This is a genomic window from Nocardioides soli (assembly GCF_014191495.1).
GTDB classification, from domain to species: domain Bacteria; phylum Actinomycetota; class Actinomycetes; order Propionibacteriales; family Nocardioidaceae; genus Nocardioides; species Nocardioides soli.
The window spans coordinates 256992-280287 of the sequence record NZ_JACHWR010000004.1 but is presented as its reverse complement, the minus strand read 5'-3'; the positions used below and the strand labels follow the sequence as shown (position 1 = coordinate 280287).

Annotated in this window: 28 protein-coding genes and 1 pseudogene; 14 read left to right on the top strand and 15 right to left on the bottom strand. The window is 72.0% G+C overall.

Going from position 1 to position 23296, the window contains the following annotated elements; all coding sequences use genetic code 11:
• The 3 genes from FHU40_RS29910 to FHU40_RS24235 form a co-directional block, all read right to left on the bottom strand.
• On the bottom strand, positions 1-278 hold a 278-nt coding region (locus FHU40_RS29910), incomplete at its 3' end, for a helix-turn-helix domain-containing protein (protein ID WP_183595065.1).
• 63 nt (positions 279-341) lie between these two features.
• Positions 342-641 carry a type II toxin-antitoxin system RelE family toxin gene (locus FHU40_RS24240; protein WP_183595064.1) on the bottom strand — a complete coding sequence of 100 codons (300 nt, stop codon included), beginning with the start codon at positions 639-641 and terminating at the stop codon, positions 342-344.
• Positions 638-904, bottom strand: coding sequence for a type II toxin-antitoxin system Phd/YefM family antitoxin (locus FHU40_RS24235; protein ID WP_183595063.1), 267 nt, complete (start codon positions 902-904; stop codon positions 638-640). The genes FHU40_RS24240 and FHU40_RS24235 overlap by 4 nt, the downstream gene beginning before the upstream one ends.
• A 247-nt stretch (positions 905-1151) precedes the next feature.
• Between FHU40_RS24235 and FHU40_RS24230 the strand changes: the two genes are divergently transcribed.
• The gene (locus FHU40_RS24230; RefSeq protein ID WP_246391522.1) at positions 1152-2069 is read left to right on the top strand and encodes an aminoglycoside phosphotransferase family protein; all 918 of its coding nucleotides are present in this window, start codon (positions 1152-1154) and stop codon (positions 2067-2069) included.
• Positions 2070-2219: 150 nt separating this feature from the next.
• A complete protein-coding gene (gene mraY / locus FHU40_RS24225; RefSeq protein WP_183595061.1) occupies positions 2220-3305 on the top strand; it encodes a phospho-N-acetylmuramoyl-pentapeptide-transferase in 1086 nt (361 codons plus the stop codon).
• 57 nt (positions 3306-3362) lie between these two features.
• Here the strand turns inward: mraY and FHU40_RS24220 are convergent, their stop codons facing one another.
• The 5 genes from FHU40_RS24220 to FHU40_RS24200 form a co-directional block, all read right to left on the bottom strand.
• Positions 3363-3674 (bottom strand): hypothetical protein, encoded by a 312-nt coding sequence (locus FHU40_RS24220; RefSeq protein ID WP_183595060.1) that lies wholly within the window; start codon positions 3672-3674, stop codon positions 3363-3365.
• The gene (locus FHU40_RS24215) at positions 3671-4009 is read right to left on the bottom strand and encodes an AbrB/MazE/SpoVT family DNA-binding domain-containing protein (RefSeq protein ID WP_183595059.1); all 339 of its coding nucleotides are present in this window, start codon (positions 4007-4009) and stop codon (positions 3671-3673) included. The genes FHU40_RS24220 and FHU40_RS24215 overlap by 4 nt, the downstream gene beginning before the upstream one ends.
• Positions 4010-4095: 86 nt before the next feature.
• Complete coding sequence (locus FHU40_RS24210; protein ID WP_221200227.1) at positions 4096-4911, bottom strand: acyl-CoA thioester hydrolase/BAAT C-terminal domain-containing protein; 816 nt, start codon at positions 4909-4911, stop codon at positions 4096-4098.
• Positions 4912-5128: 217 nt separating this feature from the next.
• A complete protein-coding gene (locus FHU40_RS24205) occupies positions 5129-5305 on the bottom strand; it encodes a hypothetical protein (RefSeq protein ID WP_183595058.1) in 177 nt (58 codons plus the stop codon).
• 173 nt (positions 5306-5478) lie between these two features.
• Positions 5479-5811 (bottom strand): hypothetical protein, encoded by a 333-nt coding sequence (locus tag FHU40_RS24200; protein ID WP_183595057.1) that lies wholly within the window; start codon positions 5809-5811, stop codon positions 5479-5481.
• 107 nt (positions 5812-5918) lie between these two features.
• Between FHU40_RS24200 and FHU40_RS24195 the strand changes: the two genes are divergently transcribed.
• Positions 5919-7073, top strand: a complete 1155-nt coding sequence (locus tag FHU40_RS24195; RefSeq protein WP_183595056.1) for a GDSL-type esterase/lipase family protein — start codon at positions 5919-5921, stop codon at positions 7071-7073.
• A gap of 3 nt (positions 7074-7076) precedes the next feature.
• Here FHU40_RS24195 and FHU40_RS24190 read toward each other — a convergent pair whose 3' ends face one another.
• On the bottom strand, positions 7077-7952 hold the full coding sequence (locus FHU40_RS24190) for a TIGR03560 family F420-dependent LLM class oxidoreductase (protein ID WP_183595055.1): 876 nt from the start codon (positions 7950-7952) through the stop codon (positions 7077-7079).
• A 9-nt stretch (positions 7953-7961) separates the two neighbouring features.
• Positions 7962-8672, bottom strand: a complete 711-nt coding sequence (locus FHU40_RS24185) for a M50 family metallopeptidase (RefSeq protein WP_183595054.1) — start codon at positions 8670-8672, stop codon at positions 7962-7964.
• 42 nt (positions 8673-8714) lie between these two features.
• On the opposite strand from FHU40_RS24185, the gene FHU40_RS24180 reads away from it, so the two are divergent.
• From FHU40_RS24180 to FHU40_RS28625, 4 genes and pseudogenes are all read left to right on the top strand, one after another.
• The gene (locus FHU40_RS24180) at positions 8715-9209 is read left to right on the top strand and encodes a hypothetical protein (protein ID WP_183595053.1); all 495 of its coding nucleotides are present in this window, start codon (positions 8715-8717) and stop codon (positions 9207-9209) included.
• Between the two features lie 14 nt (positions 9210-9223).
• On the top strand, positions 9224-10060 hold the full coding sequence (locus tag FHU40_RS24175) for an aldo/keto reductase (protein ID WP_183595052.1): 837 nt from the start codon (positions 9224-9226) through the stop codon (positions 10058-10060).
• A 47-nt stretch (positions 10061-10107) separates the two neighbouring features.
• Complete coding sequence (locus FHU40_RS24170; protein ID WP_183595051.1) at positions 10108-10785, top strand: peptidylprolyl isomerase; 678 nt, start codon at positions 10108-10110, stop codon at positions 10783-10785.
• A gap of 32 nt (positions 10786-10817) precedes the next feature.
• Positions 10818-12266: pseudogene (locus tag FHU40_RS28625) on the top strand (sulfatase-like hydrolase/transferase); the annotation flags it as partial.
• Between the two features lie 55 nt (positions 12267-12321).
• Here the strand turns inward: FHU40_RS28625 and FHU40_RS24165 are convergent.
• From FHU40_RS24165 to FHU40_RS24155, 3 genes are read right to left on the bottom strand one after another with little or no spacing between them, the layout of a single operon-like run.
• Entirely contained in the window at positions 12322-12951 is a 630-nt protein-coding gene (locus FHU40_RS24165) for a CDP-alcohol phosphatidyltransferase family protein (RefSeq protein ID WP_183595050.1), read from the bottom strand.
• A 44-nt stretch (positions 12952-12995) separates the two neighbouring features.
• A complete protein-coding gene (locus FHU40_RS24160; protein WP_183595049.1) occupies positions 12996-13886 on the bottom strand; it encodes an oxidoreductase in 891 nt (296 codons plus the stop codon).
• Between the two features lie 2 nt (positions 13887-13888).
• Complete coding sequence (locus tag FHU40_RS24155; protein WP_183595048.1) at positions 13889-14338, bottom strand: OsmC family protein; 450 nt, start codon at positions 14336-14338, stop codon at positions 13889-13891.
• Between the two features lie 112 nt (positions 14339-14450).
• Between FHU40_RS24155 and FHU40_RS24150 the strand changes: the two genes are divergently transcribed.
• The 4 genes from FHU40_RS24150 (at position 14451) to crcB (ending at position 16343) form a co-directional block, all read left to right on the top strand.
• Positions 14451-14735: a Fe-S cluster assembly protein HesB gene (locus tag FHU40_RS24150; protein ID WP_183595047.1), complete on the top strand. Its 285-nt coding sequence runs from the start codon at positions 14451-14453 to the stop codon at positions 14733-14735.
• A 179-nt stretch (positions 14736-14914) separates the two neighbouring features.
• Positions 14915-15469 (top strand): fluoride efflux transporter FluC, encoded by a 555-nt coding sequence (locus FHU40_RS24145; protein WP_183595046.1) that lies wholly within the window; start codon positions 14915-14917, stop codon positions 15467-15469.
• 119 nt (positions 15470-15588) lie between these two features.
• A complete protein-coding gene (locus FHU40_RS24140) occupies positions 15589-15978 on the top strand; it encodes a DUF190 domain-containing protein (protein ID WP_252275350.1) in 390 nt (129 codons plus the stop codon).
• Positions 15975-16343 (top strand): fluoride efflux transporter CrcB, encoded by a 369-nt coding sequence (crcB, locus tag FHU40_RS24135; protein WP_183595045.1) that lies wholly within the window; start codon positions 15975-15977, stop codon positions 16341-16343. The genes FHU40_RS24140 and crcB overlap by 4 nt, the downstream gene beginning before the upstream one ends.
• 18 nt (positions 16344-16361) lie before the next feature.
• On the opposite strand, the gene FHU40_RS24130 is transcribed toward crcB, so the two are convergent.
• Together FHU40_RS24130 and FHU40_RS24125 are read right to left on the bottom strand one after the other, a co-directional pair.
• Positions 16362-16772: a VOC family protein gene (locus tag FHU40_RS24130; protein ID WP_183595044.1), complete on the bottom strand. Its 411-nt coding sequence runs from the start codon at positions 16770-16772 to the stop codon at positions 16362-16364.
• A 74-nt stretch (positions 16773-16846) separates the two neighbouring features.
• Entirely contained in the window at positions 16847-18469 is a 1623-nt protein-coding gene (locus FHU40_RS24125) for an aminotransferase class V-fold PLP-dependent enzyme (RefSeq protein ID WP_183595043.1), read from the bottom strand.
• A gap of 134 nt (positions 18470-18603) precedes the next feature.
• Between FHU40_RS24125 and pepN the strand changes: the two genes are divergently transcribed.
• The 3 genes from pepN (at position 18604) to FHU40_RS29765 (ending at position 23294) form a co-directional block, all read left to right on the top strand.
• A complete protein-coding gene (pepN, locus tag FHU40_RS24120) occupies positions 18604-21063 on the top strand; it encodes an aminopeptidase N (protein ID WP_183595042.1) in 2460 nt (819 codons plus the stop codon).
• Entirely contained in the window at positions 21060-21893 is an 834-nt protein-coding gene (locus FHU40_RS24115) for a formate dehydrogenase accessory sulfurtransferase FdhD (protein WP_183595041.1), read from the top strand. Before pepN ends, FHU40_RS24115 begins: the two co-directional genes overlap by 4 nt.
• Before the next feature lie 219 nt (positions 21894-22112).
• Positions 22113-23294 (top strand): exonuclease SbcCD subunit D C-terminal domain-containing protein, encoded by a 1182-nt coding sequence (locus tag FHU40_RS29765; RefSeq protein WP_183595040.1) that lies wholly within the window; start codon positions 22113-22115, stop codon positions 23292-23294.
• The last annotated feature ends 2 nt before the right edge of the window (positions 23295-23296 follow it).

Below are 23296 nucleotides of genomic sequence, written 5' to 3'. Positions count from 1 at the left end.
CATGAAACATCAAGTGGTAGTTCAAGTTGGGCGGTATCGCCATAAGTGTTGTACGTACGTTCTCTAATCTCAGGACGTAGACGAAGCCTCAAAGCCTCACAAGGAATCCTGATGAACCAAGCCGACGAGTCACCAATGCGGTTATGAGGGAAGGTTCCTGACGCGCAAGCGTCATAGAGCGTGTCTGTGTGAACTCGGAGAAGACGTGCAGCATCCTCAACAGTCCACCAAGCACGCTCAGTCCAGACGACAGGCCACTCATGGCCGTACTTGTCCATGTCTCACCCAGATCTGTGAAGGGTGTGACAAGAACCGATTGATCGCCGATAACTGGCATTATGTCAAGTTCTAGCCTTGCGTGCTACGCCAGATGAGCGGCGGTAGACGTTGCGTCGGTGCCCGACCGCGAGGACTAGCACCCGCAGCACGTGGTCGTGGATCTCGTACACGATGCGGTAGTCGCCAGTCCGCACGCGCCACTCACCTTCGCCTCCGACGAGCTTCTTGGCGCCCGGAGGCCTCGGATCGCTAGCGAGCAGCTCGACGGCGGCCTGGATGCGACGCCGAGCGGGATGGTCCAGCTTGCGCAGTTGGCGGGCTGCCGTTAGCGCTACCTCGATCCGGTAGGTCGGGCCGGTCATGCGAGCCCGAGGTCGGCCTTGACCTGGTCCCAAGGGATCGCGGCCTCGCCGGTCTCGGCCATCTCCGCGCGGGCCTCGGCTGCCGCCTGGATGTCGGCGAGATCCTCGGCGTCCTCGAGCAGCTGCTGGAGCTGCTCAGCATCTACGACGGCCGCGACCCGGCGACCACGCCGAGTCAGGAACACCGGGTCTCGTGCGACGCGGGCCGCGTCAACGACGTCGGCCAGCCGGGCCCGGGCCTCACTCACGGTCATCTCGCTCATGACGTCCAGCGTAGGTAGGACCGCGAAACTGTACAAGAGCGCATAATTCGCGGAACCTTGGAGGCGCGAGGCTTCGCGAGACGGAAGTGCGCTGCTGACAGAAGAGCTCAGCTCCCTCCTGGCCCCGTCCCGCTCATCCGCCGTCAAGTCCGACTCCAACAGTTCTGCGCCGCAGCCGCATGCCCCTGCTCGCTCGAAACGGGTGGCGAGCCCCCACGGAGTCGGCAACGATCCACCCGTGGCCGCGATGCATGACGATGAGTTGACCATCGACGCCTCCCTGGTGCGGAGCCTCGTCCAGGTGTCACTGCCGGAGCTCGGCGATCTTGCTGTCGAGCCGGTGGACGCCTCCGGTTCGACGAATGCGCTGTTCCGTCTCGGCGACGACCTGCTTGCTCGGCTGCCACGCCAACCCGGCGGGTCGGCAACCGTCGAGAAGGAGGCGCGGTGGCTCCCCCACGTCGCCAGCGGACTGTCGACCGCGGTGCCGGAGCTCGTCGCGGTCGGCGACCCCGGGTTCGGCTACCCCGAGAAGTGGTCGGTCGTGAGGTGGATCGAGGGTGCTGCGCCGTCGGTGCCATGGGACTCGTCCCGGCACCGGTCGTCGGAGCCCCTTGCCGCCGACCTTGCCGAGCTGGTCGCGGAGCTGCGGCAGGTGCCCGTCCCGGTCGAGGCACACGACGACCCGGCGCTGCACTCCTATCGTGGCGGTCAGCTGGCGGAGTTCGCGGATGACTTCCACGAGTTGGCCGAGGCGTGCCGCGCCATCCCCGACCTCGGCCTGGACCTCGACCGCGCACGGGCGATCTGGACCGACGCCGTCGCGGCCGAACGATCCCTCGTGGAGAGCCGCAGCTGGTACCACGGCGATCTCCTGGCCGAGAACCTGCTGCTCCGGGACGGTCGGCTGGCCGCGGCTCTCGACTTCGGTGGCCTGGCGGTAGGCGACCCCACCGTCGACCTGATCGTCGCCTGGGAGGTGCTCGACGGCGCCGGCCGTGCCGAGTTCCGCGGGCTGCTCGACCTCGACGATGCGACCTGGGCGAAGTCGATGGGCTGGGCGCTCCTGATCGCCCTGATCACCTTTCCGTACTACTGGCAGACGATGCCGTCCCGGTGCGCAGACCGCCGGGCGATGGCGGCGGCGGTCCTGGCCGAGGCTTGAGACAGCGCGCTCGCCGCCTCTCCCCCGATCGCCACCGGCCGGTGTGCCGTGGCCGCCTCCCCGCTCCCGCTACCCCACAATGGCGGTGAGACGACTCCCTCGTGCCTGGAAGGGATCGACCGATCCTGATGGCCGAGGGGGCTGGACTGCATGCGGGCGATACTCCTGAGCGGCGGGCTCGCCGTGATCTGTTCGCTGCTGGGCACCCGGATCGCGATCGGATGGTTCACCCGGCACGGCTTCGGCCAGCCGATCAGGGACGACGGACCGACGACCCATCACGTCAAGCGGGGTACGCCGACCATGGGCGGGCTCGTGATCCTGCTGGCGGCGACGGCGGCCTACCTGGCCGCCACGGCCCTGACCGGCAGGTGGCCGAGCGCGAGTGCCTGGCTCGTGCTGCTGCTGTTCCTCGGCTGTGGCGTCGTGGGCTTCCTCGATGACTTCATCAAGGTCTACACGCAGAACAACGCGGGCCTGAGCAGCCGGGCGAAGATGGCCGGTCAGACCCTGATCGCGCTCGTCTTCGGGGTCCTGGCCACCCAGTTCTTCGCCGACGAACGGGGAGTCACGCCGGCGTCGCAGTACCTCTCCACCACGCACGACTGGGGAGTCAAGCTGCCGCTGGTCGTGGTCCTGCTGCTGATCTGGTTCATCGTCACCGCGACCTCCAACGCGGCCAACCTGACCGACGGCGCCGACGGGCTCCTCGCCGGCGCCTCGACGTTGATCTTCGGTGCCTACACGATCGTGAACGTCTGGCAGAACAACCAGATGTGCGGCTCCTCCCGACCCACGGTGGTGGAGTCCCAGTGCTACCAGGTGCGCGATCCCCTCGATCTCGCGGTGTTCTCCGCCGCCGTCATGGCGGCGTGCATCGGCTTCCTCTGGTGGAACGCCAAGCCCGCGCAGATCATCATGGGCGACGTCGGCTCGCTCGCGATCGGGGGCGCGCTGGCCGGGCTGGCGATCATGTCGCGCACCGAGCTCCTGATGGCCGTCATCGCGGGACTGTTCGTGCTCGAGACGCTGTCCGTGCTCCTCCAGATGAGCTACTTCAAGCTCACGAGGCGACTCACCGGCACGGGGCGGCGGATCTTCCGGATCACCCCCATCCACCATCACTTCGAGCACCTGGGATGGGACGAGGTCACCGTGGTGATCCGCTTCTGGATCGTCGCGGGGATCTTCGTCGCGACCGGGCTCGGGATCTTCTACGCCTCGTGGCTGGCCTGAGCCTCGACGAGCTGTCTTACGTCCATGCGCCAGCCAGGACTCCCCCGTACCTGGCGTCTACGGCTCCTTGAAGACGTCGTGATCGCCGACCCGGCGCCACCGGCACCGCAGCTCGCCGCCGATGGTCACGAGCTCGAACGTTGCGCGACCGTCAGGGCTGGCGAACGACCAGGTCATCTCGAGCACGCCGTCGGCTCCGCGGAGCGACTTCACGCGCAGTGAGGCCGGCCACGGCGTCGCAGGGTCAGCGACGTAGGCATCGCACGCCGGCGCGAACCTCTCCTTCACGACCGCCCTGAACTCCGCCAGCCACTCGCGTTCGAGTCTCCGAATGTCGCGGTCGAACGCCGGGGTGGTCTCGAACTTCACTCGCTATCGCTGTCACTGTCAGCGGAACCGTCGGCCACGTCGTCGACGTGGGCGAGGAAGTCCGTCACGTCATCGTGGATCGTGAGCTCGCCGGCCGCGACATGGACCTCGACCTCGCGCTCACGCTCCTGCCAGCTCTGGGTCCAGAACCAGGCCTGCTCGGCCGGCACCGGCAGCGCCGCCCGAAGCTCCAGAACCCCGTCCTCTCGCTCGGTGACCTCAAGCTGCGCGCCCGGCTCATCCAAGTGCATACGCTGCCGAACTTCGGCCGGCAGGGCAACGAGCCCGCGGCGCTGGAGACTCACGTAGCCGTGGTACCGGGGCTTGGTGTCCATGTGTCGATGGTGGCACGCGTACGGAAAAGCCGCAAGGCTGCGATGCGGTAACGTGGCACGGCCGTTGCGTGCCGAAGAGGTTCGGTTCAGTCCAGCCTCAGTACGTTGCGGATGGCCGGCCACGCCAGCGCGCCGATGCGCTCCGCAGCGCCCTCGTCGCCGCCGACGAGATAGCTGCGGGCCGGGTCCGGGGCGACCTCCCCGGGGAGCACGCTCGGATGCCCGGCTCGGGAGTCCTCGATGAGGACGGTCTCCAGGCCGTGTGCCGCTCGACGCGCCACGATGGCCCGAGCGGCCGCGACGCTCGGCCACACCTGATCGTCACCGCCCGCGACCAGCACCAGATCGCCGCGTAGCCGTTCGACCGGGATCGTGGCCGCGTCGACGGTCGCGTCGCCCGCCAGCTCGCGACTGCGCGCGTAGTGCGGGGCGAAGGCGGGCAGCTCCCGGTCCGGCACCCAGCCGCGGTCCAGCGGCACGAACGGAACAGGCCTCCCCCGCCAGGTCCACTTGCTTCGCCGCGGATCGGCATCGTGCCGGTGCTGCCCCTCCCAGACGACGTCCGTGGGCGCGAAGGCGACCACGGCCTGGACCCGCGGATCGCGGACCGCGGTGAGCAGCGCCGCCTCTGCGCCGTAGGACAGGCCCACGACCGCGAGCCGGTCGCACACCGGTGCGAGCAGGTCGAGCGCGTCGACGAACGTCTCGAGGTCGACCTCGCACGGCACTGCGGGTTGCCCCTCCCCGCCGAACCACCGCAACGCGAGCGCGGTCGCGCCGGCGGCGGCGAGGACCTCTGCACGACCCGTATCGAGCCGGCCGCTGGACCCCGCCAGGACGAGCACTCCCGTCCCTCCCCCGCGGCGAGCGCGCGCCCAGTGCAGGTCAGCGTCCGCGATCACCGTCACCGCACGTCACCCAGGCTCCGACGCTACTCAGGCCCGGCGCCCGGACCGGCTAGATGAGTGATTCCAGGGTGTCGTGCAAGCGAGCGGCGGCTCAGCGCCGCGCTGGCCAGGCGCCGGCGCGAAGGCAGACCGGGCGTCTCTCGAGCGCTGGCAACGCAGCCAGCGTGGATGCTGAGCGTCGCGCAGCGTGCGAGACCCTGGAATCGGTCATCTAGGCGTGCGACAGGGCCCGTCCGCCGAGCAGCAGCGCGGTGGCCGCCCGCACGCGGAGCTTGGCTCCGCCCTCGTCGACTTCCTTCGCCTCGTGAGGATCGTTCTGGGACGTGCTGCGCGGCGTCCCGAAGAGCCGAAACATCCGGGCGCCGGTGCGCCGACGGCTGTCCATCATGCGTTGGATCCCCACTTCTGTGCTGCGAGTGGCGACCACCCGCCCTGGGCGGTCGCATCACCCTTCAGACCACGAGCGCGCCACTCGCTTACGCGCGTGCGGCCAACACCGCGGAGAATGGTCCTACCGGGCTATGCCGAGCGACCCGTGCGGGCTACGACAGCCCCAGATGCTCACGGGGAGTCGCTCTCCGTCGACTCCCCGCGCTGCCACAGCATCTCCAGCCCGAGCACGATGGCGCAGCCGACGCCCAGCGACCCCGGCACCGCGACCAGCGCCACGTGGATCGGGTTCCCCTCGTCGTACAGGAAGAGATCGACCCAGCCCAGCGTCAGGGCGGCGGCGGTCGCGACCCCGCCCACTCGCGAGGTCCACTCGAACATCTGCACATGCCACGGGTCGGACGCCGACGGCTGCCGCGACCGGATGTCGATGCTGAAGAAGATCAGCAGGACGGCGAGGAACGAGATCAGCGAGACCATCTCGCTCGAGGGCATCTGGCGCATGCCGGCCGACCGTACGCCACGTCGCGATCGCCGGTCCGGAGAATCGGCTGACCGCCCCGTCGGCCCTCGAGCCTGGGTGCGTAGGGTGCCACGACGGAGGACTGCAGATGAGCTGGACGACGACCCCGATCACCGCGGAGCTGCTACGAGGCTTCGTCGAACTCGAGCACACCGAGCGCGGCGTGCTGCCGCACCGGCTGCCCGCGTGGGCGCGCGCCCAGGCGGCCGACGGCCAGCTCGCGATGGCCGAGTCGCAGCCCGCCGGCGTCCGCCTGCTCCTGCGGACCGCGGCGACCGTGATCGAGCTCGACACGATCCCCACCAAGCGGGAGTACGTCGGCGCGCCCACGCGCCCCGACGGCGTGTACGACGTGGTGGTCGACGGGCGGCTGGCGGCCCAGGGCTCGGTGCCGGGCGGCGACGCGCTGGTCGTCGACATGGCGACGGGCGGGTTCGAGCACCGGCTCGGCGAGTCGGGCACCCTGCGCGTCGTCGACCTCCCGTCGGACGACAAGCGCGTCGAGATCTGGCTGCCCCACGACGAGACCACCGTGTTGGTCGCGCTGCGCACGGACGCTCCGGTCCGGCCGGTCGCGGACACGCGTCGGGTCTGGCTCCACCACGGCAGCTCGATCAGCCAGGGTTCCAACGCGGCGCACCCGACCGGCACCTGGCCGGCCGTCGCCGCTGGGCTCGCGGGCGTCGACCTGGTCAACCTCGGGTTCGGTGGCAGCGCCCTGCTCGACCCGTTCACGGCGCGGACGATGCGAGACACCCCCGCCGACCTGGTCAGCGTCAAGGTCGGCATCAACCTGGTCAACCAGGACCTGATGCGCACCCGCGCCTTCCGGCCGGCCGTGCACGGCTTCCTCGACACGATCCGTGAGGGTCACCCCGACGCTCCTCTGCTGCTCGTCTCCCCCGTGCTCTGCCCGATCCACGAGCACACGCCGGGGCCGAGCGGGCCCGACCTGAGCGGGCTGGCCGAGGGCCGGCTGTCGTTCGTGGCGATGGGCGATCCGGCCGAGGTCGCCGCCGGGAAGCTCACGCTCGAGGTCGTTCGCACGGAGCTCAGCCGGATCGTCGCCGAGCGCCGGACGGCCGACCCGCACCTCCACTACCTGGACGGCCGCCGGCTCTACGGGGCCGAGGACGAGGCCGAGCTGCCGCTGCCCGACTCGCTGCACCCCGACCCGGCGACCCACCGGCGGATGGGCGGGCGGTTCGCGGAGCTGGGCTTCGCGGGCGGCGCGTTCGGGTAGCGGTCAGAGCCGGGCCAGCCGCGGCACCACGTCGGCGCAGACCTGCTCGGTCCAGCCGACCGGGTCGTCGCTCGACGGCATCAGCGTGACGAGCGAGATGCCCAGCTCGGCGTACGCCGCCATCTCCTCGACGAAGCGATCGGGATCGGCGGCCGGATCGGCGCCGCCGCCGCTGACCATCGTCTTCTCGATGCTGTCGTAGTCGCGGCCGACGTCGTCGCAGTGACGGCGCAGTACGTCGAGCTTGTGCCGGGTGCCCTCGACGCTGTCGCGGAAGACGTTGCAGGCGTCGGCGTACCGAGCGACCAGCCGCAGCGTCTTCCGCTCGCCGCTGCCGCCGATCAGGATCGGCGGGTGCGGCCGCTGCACCGGCGGCGGCACGCACACGGTCTCGGCCAGCTGGTAGTGCCTGCCGGCATAGGGGCCGTCGTCGTCGCTCCACATCTGCTGCACGATCTGCAGCGTCTCCTCGAGGCGCTCGAACCGCTCCGAGGTCGGCGGGAACGGCACGCCGAGGGCGAGGTGCTCGCGCTCGTACCACGCGGCGCCGAGGCCCAGCACCGCACGCCCCCGCGACAGCACGTCGAGCGTGGTGACGATCTTCGCGAGCAGCCCGGGGCGGCGGTACGTCGTGCCGGTCACCAGCAGGCCGAGCCGCACGTCGGAGGTGACGCCGGCGAGGTAGCCCAGTGTCGTGTAGCCCTCCAGCATCGGCTCCGCCGGCCCGCCGAGGCTCTCCATCTGGAAGTAGTGGTCCATGACCGTGAAGAGCGACGCCCCACCCCGATCGGCGGCGCGGGCCGTCTCGGTGAGTCGCTCGGCGAGCCGCGACTCCCAGCCGGGATGGGTGAAGTTGGCGTAGTGGATGCCGATCTGCACATCTCGAACCTAGTAGCCAACCCCCAGCAGCCACCACGCCCCCATCAGCAGGCAGCCCGTGGTGACCGCCAGGAAGGCCCCGACCCAGACCAGGCCCGGCACCCGGGTCAGCCGCGCGAGCTGGTCGGCGTCCGAGGTCCGGGCCCAGCCGCGGTGTCGCAGCGCCTGGAGTTCGAGCACCGGCCGGGGTGCCGCGAGTAGCAGGAACCAGGTGCCGAGGTACGCCGCCACCGACTGCAGCGTCCCGCTCCCCCACCACGTCACCGCGAACAGCGCGACGCCGGCGATGCAGACCGACCACAGCCCGAAGAAGTTGCGGATCTGCAGGAGCAGCAGTGCCAGCAGCGCGACGCCCAGCCAGAGCACGGCCAGCGCGTGGTCGTGGTGCAGGAGGTACGCCGCGCCGAGGCCGAGCAGCGCGGGCCCCACGTATCCCGCGAACGCCGTCAGCACCATCCCGGGCCCACCGGGCCGACCGCGCGAGACCGTCAGGCCCGAGGTGTCGGAGTGCAGCCGGATGCCGGTGAGCGAGCGGCCGGTGAGGAGCGCGGCGAGACCGTGCGCGCCTTCGTGCGCGATCGTGACGGCGTGCCGGGTCACCCGCCACAGCGCCGGCACGGCGACCAGGAGCAGGGCGACCGCAGCGAGCGCGACCACCGCCGCGTCCGACGGCGGCGGCTGGGTGCCGGTCACGTCGCGCCAGAGCTCCTCGAGGTCCACGCGGCAAGAGTGCCGGAGCCGTGGAACGGGTACGCCGTCGGCATGACCGAGGAGCGGACTGAAGAGCGGACCGACGAGAGGGAGAGCGGCCCCAACGCCGCGCACCGTCGGCCCGACGGCGTCAACGACGCCACCGTCGAGGCGCTCGGCAAGCTGTCGGAGGCGCTGGAGGTCGCCGAGGTAGCCCGCGGCCATCTCTACATGTTCCATCGGCGGTGCGGCACCGCCGACCTGACGCTCGGCGACGCGGTGCAGCAGCTGCGCGACGCCGGCCACGCCGAGATCGCCGACCGGATCGACCGCGAGCTGGTCGGCCGCAACGTGGTCCCGGGGCACTGGAGCTTCCAGCTCGTCGAGGCCTACGACGACGAGTACTACGCCCTGTTCAGGCAGCTCGAGCAGGCGGCACGGGACCAGCTCGTGCAGGGTCGGCGGCACCTCTACGAGGCGGAGATGAAGGAGCGGCGCCGCAGCGCGGGCCGGCCGGGGCACGAGGCGACGCCCGAGGAGCTGCCCGGGGTGACCGGAGCACGGTGAGTAGGTTGACCGGCATGGCCCTCCCGACGTACTCGCTCAACGACGGCAGCACCTTTCCCGCCATCGGCTTCGGCACCTACCCGCTGAAGGACGGCGAGGCGGTCTCCGCCGTCGTCTCCGCGATCGAGGCGGGCTACCGGCTGCTCGACACCGCGGTGAACTACCGCAACGAGGAGTCCGTCGGCGAGGCCGTGCGCGTCTCGGGGCTCCCCCGCGAGGAGCTGCTGATCGCCAGCAAGATCCCCGGCCGCGACCACGGGTACGACGACGCGATCGCCAGCACCCACGCCTCCTTGGAGCGGCTCGGCCTCGACTACCTCGACCTGCACCTCATCCACTGGCCGAACCCCAGCGTCGACCGGTTCGTCGAGGCCTGGCGCGCGCTGATCGAGCTGCGCGAGCAGGGCCTGGTGCGCACCATCGGTGTCTCGAACTTCACCGAGGTGCACCTCCGGCGGCTGATCGACGAGACCGGGGTGACCCCGGCGGTGAACCAGATCGAGCTGCACCCCTACTTCCCCCAGGTCGAGATGCGCGCGGTGAACGACCGCCTGGGCATCCGCACGGAGTCGTGGAGCCCGCTCGGCAAGCGTCAGGCCCCGTTCGGCGAGCCGCCCGTCGCCGACGCCGCGGCCGCCCACGGGGTGACCCCCGGTCAGGTGATCCTGCGCTGGCAGGTGCAGCTCGGGTCGATCCCGATCCCGAAGTCCGCGACGCCGGAGCGGCAGCGGGAGAACCTCGACGTCTTCGGCTTCGAGCTCAGCGACGCCGAGATGGCGGCGATCACCGGCCTGGCCCGGCCCGACGGCCGCCTCTTCGGTGGCGATCCCGACACCCACGAGGAGATGTGAGCGGGTTCGATCCCGGACCATCGGCACGGCCCTCTACCCTCTCCCCCATGCGTTCGCGTCTGACCGTCGTCCCGGCCACCCTGCTCGCCCTCGCCGCCCTGGCGGGCTGCTCCGGCTCCGACGACACCGACACCGCCGCCGACACCGCGCCGACCGAGGCGACGTCCTGCGACTACCCCAGCTCGTCGACCGGCGCCGCGAAGGACGTCGACCCGCCCCCGGCGTCCACCACGACCACCGGCACCGTGCCGGTCACGATCACCACCAGCATCGGCGACCTCACGGCCGACCTCGACGCCGACGCGACGCCGTGCACCGTGAGCTCCTTCGTCTCGCTCGCGGAGCAGGGCTACTTCGACGGCACCTCGTGCCACCGGCTGGTGACCCCGCCCGCGTCGATCGCCGTGCTCCAGTGCGGCGACCCGACCGGCACCGGCACGGGCGGTCCCGGCTACTCCTTCGCCGACGAGCTGAGCGGCTCGGAGACCTACGGCACGGGCACGCTCGCGATGGCGAACGCCGGGCCCGACACCAACGGCTCCCAGTTCTTCGTCGTGTACGCCGACTCGAGCCTGCCGCCGAGCTACACGGTCTTCGGGCAGCTCGACGAGGAGTCGGTGCAGCTGGTCGCGAAGGCCGCGCGCAAGGGCAGCGACAACGCCAACGGTCCCAGCGACGGCCACCCCACGACGCCGGTCGACATCGAGTCGGTCACCGTCGGCTGAACCCCACGGCCCGCGGGACCGTGTGAACCCGTGTGCTCGACGAGCGACCCACCCGCCGGTGGCGCGCGGTCCCGGCCGCGCTCGTCACCGGATGCGCGGCGCTCCTGGTGCTGGCGGCGCTGAACGTTCCCGACCGGCTCGAGCAGGTCGGGCCGGCGGCGCTCGTGCGGCTGCCCCTGGAGTTGCTGGTGCTCCTCGCCGCAGCGCTGCTGCTGCCGCCGAACCGGCCGCGGCTGCGCACGACGTACGCCGTCGCCGCCGGTCTGCTGGTCGCCGTGACCGCGATCCTCCGGGTGCTCGACCTCGGGTTCCGCGAGGCGCTCAACCGGCCCTTCGACGTGCTCATCGACTGGCAGTACGCCGGCCGGCTCGCCGAGACGCTGCGCGGGTCGGTCGGTGCCGGCCGCGGCACGGCGCTGCTGGTCGTCGCCGCCCTGCTCGCAGTGGCGCTCCTCGTCGTGCTGCCGCTGGCAGCGCTGCGGCTGACCCGGGTCGCCGGCCGCGACCGCGGCGCCGCCGGCCGGGTGCTCGCGGTGCTGGCCGCGCTCTGGCTGGTCCTCGCGCTGGCCGGCGTGGACTCCGGCGGCCGCGCGGTCGCGGGACACGGCACCGCGGCGTACCTCTACGGCGAGATCTCCCGGATCCCGTCGGAGCTCGCCGACGGCCGCGAGTTCGCCCGGGCGGCGCAGGAGGACCCCTACCGCGACGTGCCCGGGTCGCGACTGCTGACCGCCCTGCGCGGCAAGGACGTGCTGATCGTCTTCGTCGAGAGCTACGGCCGGGTCGCGGTGGAGGACCCCGCCATCTCGCCCGGGGTGCGCGACGTGCTCACGCGCGGCTCCGCCCGGCTCGCGGCCGACGGCTTCGGTGCCCGCACGGCGTGGCTGACGTCGCCGACCTTCGGCGCGGTGAGCTGGCTCGCGCACTCCACGCTGCAGTCCGGGCTCTGGGTCGACAGCGAGCAGCGCTACGACCACCTGGTGACCAGCCCCCGGCTCACCCTCAGCCGCCTCTTCGCCCGCGCCGGTTGGCGCACGGTGGCCGACGTCCCGGCCAACACCCGCGACTGGCCCCAGGGCGACTACTACGGCTACGACCGGGTCTACGACTCGCGCAACGTCGGCTACCGCGGCCCCCGCTTCGGCTACCCGACGATGCCGGACCAGTACACCCTCGACGCCTTCCACCGCCTCGAGCTCGCGGCCCGCCACCGGCGCCCGGTGCTGGCCGAGATCGACCTGATCAGCAGCCACGCGCCGTGGTCCCGCACCCCGCGGCTGATCCCGCAGGCTACCGTCGGGGACGGCTCGGCCTTCCTCGGCATGCCCGAGACGCTGCCGTCGGAGGGCGACATCTGGCCCGACCCCGATCGGGTCCGCGCGGCGTACGCCGGGGCGATCAAGTACTCGCTGCGGGCGTTCACGAGGTTCCTGACGGCCTACGGCGACGACGACACGGTCGTGGTCCTGCTCGGCGACCACCAGCCCGCGACGATCGTGTCGGGCAGCCACGCCGGCTTCGACGTACCGGTGTCGGTCATCGCCCGCGACCCGATGGTGCTCGACCGGATCTCGTCGTGGGGCTGGCGGCCCGGCCTGCTGCCCGCGACCGACGCGCCGGTGTGGCGGATGGACGCCTTCCGCGACCGGTTCCTGGCCGCGTACGGACCAGCCACACCACGTCGCGACCGAACGACTCGGCGAGCAGCGCCAGCGCGGCCAGCAGCGCGACCGTCGCGATCGATGCCGGCAGCACGCCCGCGGTGACGACGGTGAGCACAACTCCCTGGACGGCCGCCACGACCTTGCGCCAGTAGCGCGGCGGCACCGGCCGGCGCAGCCACGGCCAGACCAGCTCCGCGGCACCGAGCAGGTAGCGCGCGGCGCCGATCAACAGCACCCACGCGCCGTACGACGCGGCGACGTGGACACTGAGCACGAGGATCAGCAGCGCGTCGGTCTCCATGTCGAAGCGCGCCCCGAACGCCGAGACCGTGCCGGTACGCCGCGCCACCCGGCCGTCGACGAGGTCCAGCACCAGCGCGACCGCCGCGACCGGGACCGCGGCACCGGCCTCCCCCACCGCGAGCAGCCCGGCCACGACGGCCACCAGCATGGCCCGGGCCAGGGTGACCCGGTCGGCCGGGCCGAGCTGCACCGTGGTCATGCCTGCGGATACGGCACCGGCCGACGGCCGGTTCAGGTGCGGGCTCAGGTGTCGAGCGGGAAGCGGGTGCCGGTGAGCTCCTCCGAGCGCCGCCACAGGCCGCGCGCCAGGTCGGGGTCGATCGCGTCCCGGCTGCGGCCGACCGCGGTCGGCCAGCCCCGCATCTCCAGGAGCCCGTCCGGTCCGACGAAGGTGTTGCCCGGCACGTCGACGGTCGCGGCGTAGAGCGTCGTCAGCGCGCCCTTCCACACCGGCATCCCGGCGAGCCGGTGGCCCCAGTCGCCGACCCAGGTCTTGACCGCGCTGCCGGTGTTGCCGGTGATCGCGGTCGCGGTCGAGCCCGGGTGGGCCCCCACCGCCCGCAGCTCCGAGCCGGCGGCCGTGAGCCGACGCTGGAGCTCGGCGAGGAAGAGCAGGTTCGCGAGCTTCGACGAGGCGTACGCGGCGTAGGGCTGGTAGCGACGCCGCTCCCAGTTCAGGTCGTCGAGGTCGACGACGCCGGCCCGATGGGAGTGGGACGACACCACGACCACCCGGTCGCGGATGCCGGGCAGCATCAGGTTCGCGAGCGCGAAGTGGCCGAGGTGGTTGGTGGCCAGGTGGGTCTCGAAGCCGTCGGCGGTGAGCCGGTACGGCACGGCGAGCACGCCCGCGTTGTTGACCAGGACGTCCACCGGGCCGATGTCGGCGGCGAACGCGCGGACCGACGACAGGTCCGCGACGTCGAGGCGGCGCACCTCGACGGCACCCGGCAGCTCGGAGGCGACCCGGTCGCCCTTCCGGACGTCGCGCACGGCGAGCACCACCTCGGCCCCACGCGCGGCGAGGACCCGCGCCGTCTCGAGGCCGAGGCCGCCGCTCGCTCCGGTGACGACGAAGCGCCGGCCGTGCTGCTCGGGTACGGCGTCCCAGCGACCGGGCCGCCTGCGGGGCACGCTCAGCCCTCGACGTACTCGATCGGACCGCCGACCTGGACGGTGCGGCCCACCGTGCACAGCCGGTCACGGGACTGCGCGATCGCGCGCGGCAGCGCCTCGCGAGCGCGGTCGCCGTCCTCGCCCTCGGGGAACTGGACGTCGAAGGTGAGCCGCAGGCCCACGAGACGATTGCCCTGGTCGTCACGGATCTTGTCGCCCTCGGCGGTCACCTCGAACGACGTAGCCCGTGCGCGCTTGCCGGTGATCAGGTCGACGTCGATCCCGCTGCAGCCGGCGATCGCCGCGAGCAGCAGCTCGACCGGGGTGAAGTCCGGGTCGCCACCCGACCCGATCGCGACCACTCCCCCGCGAGCGTTGGTCGCCTTGTACCGGCCCTCCCCGATCTTGGTCAGGTCGATGCGGCGACGGGCGTTCTCGGCGACGGGCGGCACGGGCAGGTCAGGGGTCATGGCGACAGGGTGCCAGAAGCCGCGACACGCCCGGGACGACCTGCGCCCTTGTCTGGCGGCGATCCGTCGGGAAAGGTGGTCTGGACCAGCAACCGCCATCGGAAAGGCGAGCATGCTCACCCTCACCGACAACGCAACCGCCATCGTCAACGAGATCACCAGTCAGCCGGGCCTGGGCGACACCGCCGGACTCCGGATCACCTCCACCGAGACCCCCGACCCCGCCTTCGAGGTCACCGCGGCCGCTCAAGGCGAGCCGGGCGACCAGGTCGTCGAGCAGGGCGGCGCCACCGTCTACCTCGATGAGAACGCCGCCACGATGCTCGACGACAAGGTGCTCGACGCCGCGGTCGACCCGAGCGGGAAGGTGGAGTTCGCGCTGGCCCTCCAGGGCTGACCAGACCCCTCCCCCCAAGCGGGTCCCGGCCGGAGGCCGGGGCCCGCGCTCGTCATGCGACCCGCTCACCGGTGCCGCTACGATGGCACCGAACAGCGATGGCGGTGGGGCTCGCCGAAACCGCGACCGACCAGGTCGCCAACAGTCCCTACCTGACGAGAGCACCAGGTAGGAGACCCATGCCCCCATCAGCAGAGCGCCCCGTGGGCCGGCCGCGGCTCGGCGACGTCGTGCGCGAGCACCGCGACATCCTGGTTGCGGTCGCCGCCGGCGGCGTCGTCGGAAGCCTGGGCCGCTGGGGCCTGGGCGAGCTGCTTCCGCACGAGTTCGGCGGGTTCGCCTGGAGCACGTTCACCGTCAACGTGACCGGGGCGCTCCTGCTCGGCCTGCTGATGGCCTTCATGGTCGACGTCCTCGCCAGCACCCGGTACGTGCGTCCGTTCGTCGGCGTCGGCGTGCTGGGCGGCTGGACGACGTTCTCCACCTACATGTTCGACACCCGCGCCATGCTCGCGACCGGCGACGGGCCCGCGGGCCTGCTGCTCTACCTCGGCGGCACGCTGGTCGTCGGGCTGGTCTGCGTCTGGGTCGGGCTGGTCGCCGGACGCGTCACGATCCTCGCGGCGACCCGCACGCAGCGGCGGCGCCACGGTCACGAGGTCTCCGACGACCATGGTGGGCAGCGGCCGGACCTGCCGGAGCGGGCCCGGCGGCGCCCGGAGGCGGGCCGATGACCGGGCTGGGTCGACCGCCACGCATCACCCCGACCGGCGGTGGCTGCTCCACCTTCTCCGCTCGAGGTTCGGTGGACCGCCCACCGCCGCCCGCACCCGCCGCACCAGGCGGTCGCCCCGTGAGCGGACCCGAGCACGCACCCCAGGAGGACGACATGCATCTGCACAGCGGCCCGGCGCTGCGGCTGACGATCTTCGTCAAGGGCAACGACCAGTGGCACCACCGCCCGCTCTACACCGAGATCGTGCACCGCGCTCACCAGGCCGGCCTCGCCGGCGCCAGCGTCTTCCACGGCATCGAGGGGTTCGGCAAGTCCGACACCGTCCACACGACCCGGATCCTGTCGCTGAGCGACGACCTGCCCTGCTCGATCGTCATCGTCGACGCCGAGGAGCGCATCCGTGAGTTCCTGCCCCAGCTCGACGAGCTGGTCACCGAGGGCCTGGTGATCGTCGACGAGGTCGAGGTGATCCGCTACGTCAGCCGCGCCATCGACGGGCCGTCGTGACCGTCGCCCTCGTCGTGCTCGGCGCCGCGGTCGGCGCGCCGCTGCGCTACCTCACCGACCTGGTCGTGCAGTCCCGTCACGACTCGGTCTTCCCGTGGGGCACGTTCACCGTGAACGTCGTGGGGTCGTTCGTCCTCGGCTGTGTGGGCGCCGCAGTGCTGGTCCAGGACGCGCCGGCCTGGGTGCTCACCCTCGTCGGCACCGGCTTCTGCGGCGCGCTGACGACGTTCTCGACGTTCGGGTACGAGACGGTGCGGCTGGTCGAGGAAGGGGCCTGGCCCGAGGCGATCCGCTACGTCGCCGGCAGCCTCGCCGTCGGCCTGGCGGCGTGCGCGCTCGGCTGGTGGCTGCTGAGCGCCCTGTGAGGCCGCCGGCCGGTGGGGTCACCGTTGCTCCAGCACCGCCTGGATCTCCTCCGGGCTCATCGTCGTCTCGGAGTGCAACAGCCACTGGACGCCGAACGGGTCCCGCACCCGGCCCCACCGGCCACCGAACGGCTGCTCCGACATCTCGAAGACGGTCTCGCCGCCGGCGTCGAGGATCGTCCGGGCGATCCGGTCGGGATCCTCGTGGACGACGTCGAGGATCGGGCCCGGCCCGGTCGGCGCCGGGTCGGCCTCGTCGGCGTCCTTGAGGGTGATGTGCGTGCCGTAGAGCTCGATCTCCGCGAAGACCACCGACCCGCCGACCTCGTACCTGGCGAGCTGCGTGGCATCGAGCACCCGCGTGTAGAAGCGCAGCGCGGCGTCGGCGTCGGCGAGGACGAGCTTGGGTCGGATCCGGTTGTCGGTCATGTCACCACCGTGGCAGGACGGGGCGAGATCGTCTTGAACGGATGGGCACAGGCCGATCGGAGGCGTCCGGTGACTCAGTCCAGCGCGGTCGTGGGCAGGTCGAACCAGCGCAGGTGCTCGAAGTCCGCGCTGACGTTGCCGGGGTGGCCGTCGAGGTCGGGGCCGGTCGCGGCGGCGAGGATCGCGGCACCGTCGCGGAGGTGCTCGGCGAGCAGCTCCTCTCCCCCGGTGGCCGTGTTGCTCGGCATCGACGCGCGGCCGCCGGCGTACGAGACGTCGCGCAGCGACAGCGGCGGGGTGACGACGCCCGCGCGGTGCTGCCACCGGCCCGAGGTCGGGTCGAAGCGGTAGTCGCCGAGGAGCCGCCAGCCGTCGCGGGCGACCAGGCGGACCGCCTCGATCAGGTAGTCGACCACGGCGTCGGAGACGAAGTAGTTGAAGTTCAGCCGCACCCAGCCGGGCTTGATGCCCTCGCAGCCGCCGGTGATCTCGCGCTCGAACTCGTGCGATCGATCGATGTCGATGCCCAGCAGCCGGTGGCCGTACGGCCCGGCGCAGGAGCAGCCACCGCGCGACTGGATGCCGAAGAGGTCGTTGAGCAGCGCGACGACGTAGTTGTGGTGCAGGTAGCGTCCCGACGGGGAGCGCAGCACGAACGAGACGATCGAGAGCCGCTCGGCGTCCAGGTTGCCGAGCAGCTCGATCGTCGGCTCCTCGAGCCAGGCGGACACCGCCCGGCGCAGGTGCCGCTCCTCCTGCTCGCGGATCGTGTCGGTGCCGACGGCCTCCTTGAGCTGGAAGACCAGGCCGGCGCGGATCGACTCGATGATCGCCGGTGTGCCGCCCTCCTCGCGGTGGGTGACGTCGTCGAGGTAGCAGTGGTCGTCGTCGTTGACGTAGGCGACGGTGCCGCCGCCGGGCACGTCCGGCACCCGGTTGACGAAGAGCCCCCGGCGCGCGACCAGCACCCCCGGCGTCGAGGGGCCGCCGATGAACTTGTGCGGCGAGATGAAGACCGCGTCCTTGTACGACAGCGGCGCGCCCTCGACGGCGCGCATCCGGATGTCGACGTACGGCGCGGCCGCGGCGAAGTCCCAGAAGCTCAGCGCGCCGTGCTCGTGCAGGAGCGTCGCGATCCCGGCGGTGTCGGACACGATGCCGGTGACGTTGGACGCGGCCGAGAAGGAGCCGATCTTGAGCGGCCGCTCGGCGTACCTCTCCAGCTGCGCGCGCAGGTCGTGCTGGTCGACGCCGCCGTCGGCGTCCTGGTGGATCGTGACGACGTCGGCGATGGACTCGCGCCACGGGATCTCGTTGGAGTGGTGCTCGTAAGGTCCGGTGAACACGACCGGTCGCCGCGCCGTCGGGATGTGCTCGACCAGCGCATGGGCGTCGTCGAGCACCGACGGGATCCGCAGGCCCAGCACGCCGATCAGCTTCGCGATCGCGCCGGTGCACCCCGCTCCGGCGAACAGCACGACCGTGTCGTCGTCGCCGCCCACGGCGTCGCGGATGATCGCGCGTGCCTCCTCACGCAGGCGGGTCGTCTGGAGGCCGGTGCCGCTCGACTCGGTGTGCGTGTTGGCGTAGCTCGGCAGCACCTGGTCGCGGATGAAGTCCTCGATGAACGTCAGCGCCCGGCCCGAGGCCGTGTAGTCCGCGTAGGTCACTCGCCGGGCACCGTACGGCGTCTCCATGACATGGTCCTCGCCGATCACGGAGTCCCGGATCAGGGCGAGGAGAGCCTGCCGGTCTGCTCCTCCGACCGCCGCCCCAACCGCTGTCCCAACCGTCACCACAGGGTCACGATAAGCCGACGTAGGGTGGCCGCGTGAGCAGTCCGTACCAAAGCCTCCACCACACGGAGGCGATCGCGCGGCGCGAGCTCCTCGACGTGGAGGAGTACGACGTCCGTCTCAACCTCGCCAGCGACGACCAGACCTTCGGGTCGGTGACGACCATCCGCTTCACCAGCCGGGGCGGCCCGACGTTCGTCGACCTCAAGCCGGTGCGGGTCAACCGGCTCACCTTCAACGGGTCGCCGCTCGACGCGGACCTGCTCGATCGCGGGCGGCTGCCGCTGGAGACCGTCGCGGGCGTCAACGAGCTGGTGGTCGACGCGGTGATGCCGTTCCGCAACGACGGCGAGGGTCTGCACCGCAGCAGCGATCCGGCCGACGGCAAGTCCTACGTCTACGGAATGATGTTCATGGACGCCGCGCCCTCGGTGTTCGCCTGCTTCGACCAGCCCGACCTCAAGGCGCCATATACGCTCCACGTCGAGGCACCCGAGACCTGGACCGTGATCGCCAACGCGCCGGGCGAGCGGACCGAGTCCGGGTCGCGGGGCTCGGCCTTGTGGGAGTTCCAGCGCAGCCAGCCGCTCTCGACCTACTTCGTGACCGTGGTGGCCGGGCCGTACCACGTGATCCGCGACGAGCACGACGGCATCCCGCTCGGCCTGTCGGCCCGGGCCAGCATCGCGAGCGCGCTCGACGCGGACGCCGACGAGCTCTTCACGATGACCAAGCAGTGCTTCGACGAGTTCCACCGGCTCTTCGGGATCCGCTACCCGTTCGGCGACTACCACCAGGCCTTCGTGCCGGAGTTCAACGCGGGGGCGATGGAGAACCCCGGCTGCGTCACCTTCCGCGACCCCCTGGTCTTCACCAGCCGGGTCACCCGCGGCATGCGCATCCAGCGCGCGACCACGCTCGCCCACGAGATGGCGCACCAGTGGTTCGGCAACATCGTCACGCCGGCGTGGTGGGACGACCTGTGGCTCAACGAGTCCTTCGCCGAGTACATGGGCAACCGCGTCACCGCCGACGTGACCGAGTACGACGACGCGTGGGTCGACAACGCCTACGCCCGGCGGCAGTGGGGCCTGTACGCCGACCTGCGGCCGACCACCCACCCGGTGGCCGGCAACGGCGCGTCCGACGCGAGCGCGGCGCTGCAGGACTTCGACGGCATCTCCTACGCCAAGGGCTCGAGCATCCTCAAGCAGCTCGCCGCGTCGCTGGGCGACGAGGTGTTCTTCGCGGGCGCGATCGACCACTTCGCCCGGCACCGGTTCGGCAACGCGACCATGCACGACCTCTTCGAGTCGTGGGAGCGCGCGGGCGCCGACGACCTGTCGTCGTTCACCTCCAACTGGCTGCGCACGGCCGGCCCCGACACGATCGTGCTCGACCGGGCGGCGGGCGTCCTGCGTCGTACTCCCCCGGCCGAGCATCCCGCCGACCGCTCGCACACCTTCCGGGTCGCGGTCGCGACCGACGGCAAGTGGAGCACCCGGACGCTGGAGATCGACGCGCCGCAGACGCCGTTCGAGGTCGGCGGCGACGCGGTCGTCCTCGATCCCTACGAGGACAGCTGGGCGGTGGTCCGCCCCGACGCCACGACCGTCGAGCATCTCAAGACCCTGCTGCCCGACGTCGAGGACGACGCGCTGCGCGCCGGCATCTGGAACAACGTGCGCAGCGGGTTCCACGACGCCGCGCTGTCCCCCGCCGACGTGGTCGACCTCGTGGTGGCGAGCCCGCCGGTCGAGTCCACCGAGGACGGCAAGCGCCGACTCGGCTCGTGGCTGCTGAGCGACGTGCTGCCGCTGGCCCCGGCCGGCTCGCTGGAGCGCGTGCACGCAGCGGCGCTGCAGAAGATGGCCACCACGATCGCCGGGTCGGAGCACCAGCTCGCCGGGCTCCGGATGGCGATCTCGACCGCCACCGACCCGAGCCTGCTGCGCTCCTGGCTCGCCGTGACCCCCGACGGCATCGACCTCGACGTCGACCTCCGCTGGCGGCTGCTGGTGCGCCTGGCGGTGCTCGGCGAGACCGACCCCGAGGAGCTGCTCGCCGCGCTGGACGCCGAGCCGACCGGCCACTCGCGGGTCGAGCACATGAAGGCGCTGGTCTCGCTGCCCACGGCCGAGGCGAAGGCGCACGCATGGTCGGTCTTCACCGGCGCGCTCGACGTACCCAACTACGAGCTGGAGGCCGCCGGCCTCGGCATGTGGCGAGGCGGCCAGGAGGAGCTGCTGGCGCCGTACGTCGACCGGTACTTCGACGAGCTGCCGGACACCGTGGCCGTGCGCAGCGGGTGGGTCCTGGCCGACGCGACCGAGTTCTTCTTCCCGGTGACGCCCCTGTCGGACTCGACGCTGGACCGCGCGCGGGCGCTGGCCGCGGACGAGTCCCTGGACCTGTCGGTCCGGCGTCGCCTCGCCGACTGCGCTGACGACCTCGCCCGCCGCCTGGCGACCGCACGCGCCTACCCGCCCGCATGAGCCTCGACCGTCCCCGGCGTCCCGGGCCGACGGTCCGGACCCGGGTGCGCGTGCTGCTGGAGTCGGGAGAGCGTCAGCACGAGGACCGGTTGGCGACCGAGGAGCCGCTGGAGATCCGCCTCGCGTGGCCGGGTGCGCCGGCCCGGCGGGTCTGGGTCACGATGCGGACGCCCGGCCACGACTTCGAGCTCGCCGCCGGCTGGCTCGTGCACGAGGGCCTGTGCCCGCCCGCGGCGATCCACGGCGTGGCGTACTGCACCGACGTGTCGCTGGCTCCCGAGGAGGAGTTCAACGTCGTCACGGTGACCCTCTCCGCCCCACCCCTGCGCGAGCCCGGGCACCGGCACGTCGGGCAGTCGTCGGGCTCGTCGGCGTGCGGGGTGTGCGGCAAGGACAGCGTGAGTGCGGCCCTCGACGTACCGTCGTCGCCGCGGTGGACCGGCGCGCTGCCCGCCCCGTCGGTCGTGCGGTCGCTGCCCGCGCTGATCGAGACGCACCAGCAGGTCTTCGACCGCACGGGCGGCGTACACGCCGCCGCGCTGACCACCGCCGCCGGCGAGGTGCTCGTCGTACGCGAGGACGTCGGGCGGCACAACGCGGTCGACAAGGTGACGGGCGCCCGGGTGCTCGCCGGCGCGGACCCCGCCGAGGCCTGCCTGGTGGTGAGCGGCCGGGCCGGCTTCGAGCTCGTGCAGAAGGCGGTCGCCGTCGGTGTCGGCTCCCTGGTCGCCGTCGGCGCGCCCACGTCGCTGTCGGTGCGGCTGGCCGAGTCCTCCGGCCTCGCGCTCTACGGGTTCACCCGCGCCGACCGGGTCGTGCGATACGCCTGAGGCGCCGCTCGGCGTGGTGGTTTCGAGGCTCAGGCGCTAGCGCGCCTTCGCACCTCAACCACCGACCTCGGTGGTTGAGGTGCGAGCGCAGCGAGCCTCGAAACCACCCCTCCACCCGGTGGTTGAGGTGCGAGCGCAGCGAGCCTCGAACCCACCTCTCCGCCCCCTGCTCGGCGTGGGCTCCCGGGCAGTGTCGGTGCCGCCTCCTAGCGTTGCCGTGTGCGAATCCTCCACACCTCCGACTGGCACCTCGGGCGGTCCTTCCACCGCGAGGGCATGCTGGGGCACCAGGCTGCGTACGTCGACCACCTCCTCGCGGTGGTCGAGCAGGAGCGGGTCGACCTGGTCGTCGTCGCCGGCGACGTCTACGACCGGGCGCTGCCCCAGGTCGACGCGGTCCGGCTCGCCGACGAGACGCTCGCCCGCCTGGCCGCCAGCCGCGCGAAGGTGGTGCTGACCAGCGGCAACCACGACTCGGCGCAGCGCCTCGGCTTCAGCTCCCGGCTGATCGACGCGGCGGGCGTGTTCATCCGCACCGACGCGGCGGGGGTCGGCACGCCGGTGCTGCTCGACGACGAGCACGGCGACGTGGCGGTCTACGGCATCCCCTACCTCGACCCCGACGCCGTCCGTGAGCCGTGGCAGCTGCCGGCCCGGTCCCACGAGGCGGCCCTCGACGAGGCCATGCGCCGGGTTCGCGCCGACCGGAGCAGCCGCCCGAAGGGCACCCGGAGCGTCGTGCTCGCGCACGCGTTCGTGGCCGGTGCGCAGCCGAGCGACTCCGAGCGCGACATCAGCGTGGGCGGCGTCTCGCTCGTGCCCACGACCACGTTCCAGGGTGCCGACTACACCGCCCTCGGCCACCTGCACGGCCGGCACACGCTCACCGAGACCGTCCGCTACTCCGGCTCGCCGCTCGCCTACTCGTTCTCGGAGACCGACCAGCTCAAGGGCTCCTGGCTGGTCGAGCTCGGCGCCGACGGGTTCGCCGCCGCCGAGTTCGTCGAGGCGCCCGTCCCCCGCCGGCTGGCCCGGATCCGCGGCACCGTCGACGAGCTGCTCGCCGACCCCGCCCACCGGCGGCACGAGGACGCCTGGGTCCAGGCGACGCTCACCGACGCCGTCCGGCCGCTGCAGGCGATGGAGCGGCTGCGTGCCCGCTTCCCGCACACGCTGGTGATCGGGTTCGAGCCGGCCGGCGCGGCTCCCCACGGCGTACCCGCGGCCCGCCCCCAGGGTCGCTCCGACCACCTGATCGCGCTCGACTTCGTGACCGAGCTGCGTGGCGCACCGGCCACGGCCGCGGAGTCCGCCCTCCTCCAGGCCGCCACCGAGGCCTGCTGCGACGACCCCGAGGTCGACGTCCTGGTGTCCAGCGAGATCGCGGAGGGTCTCTGGTGAGG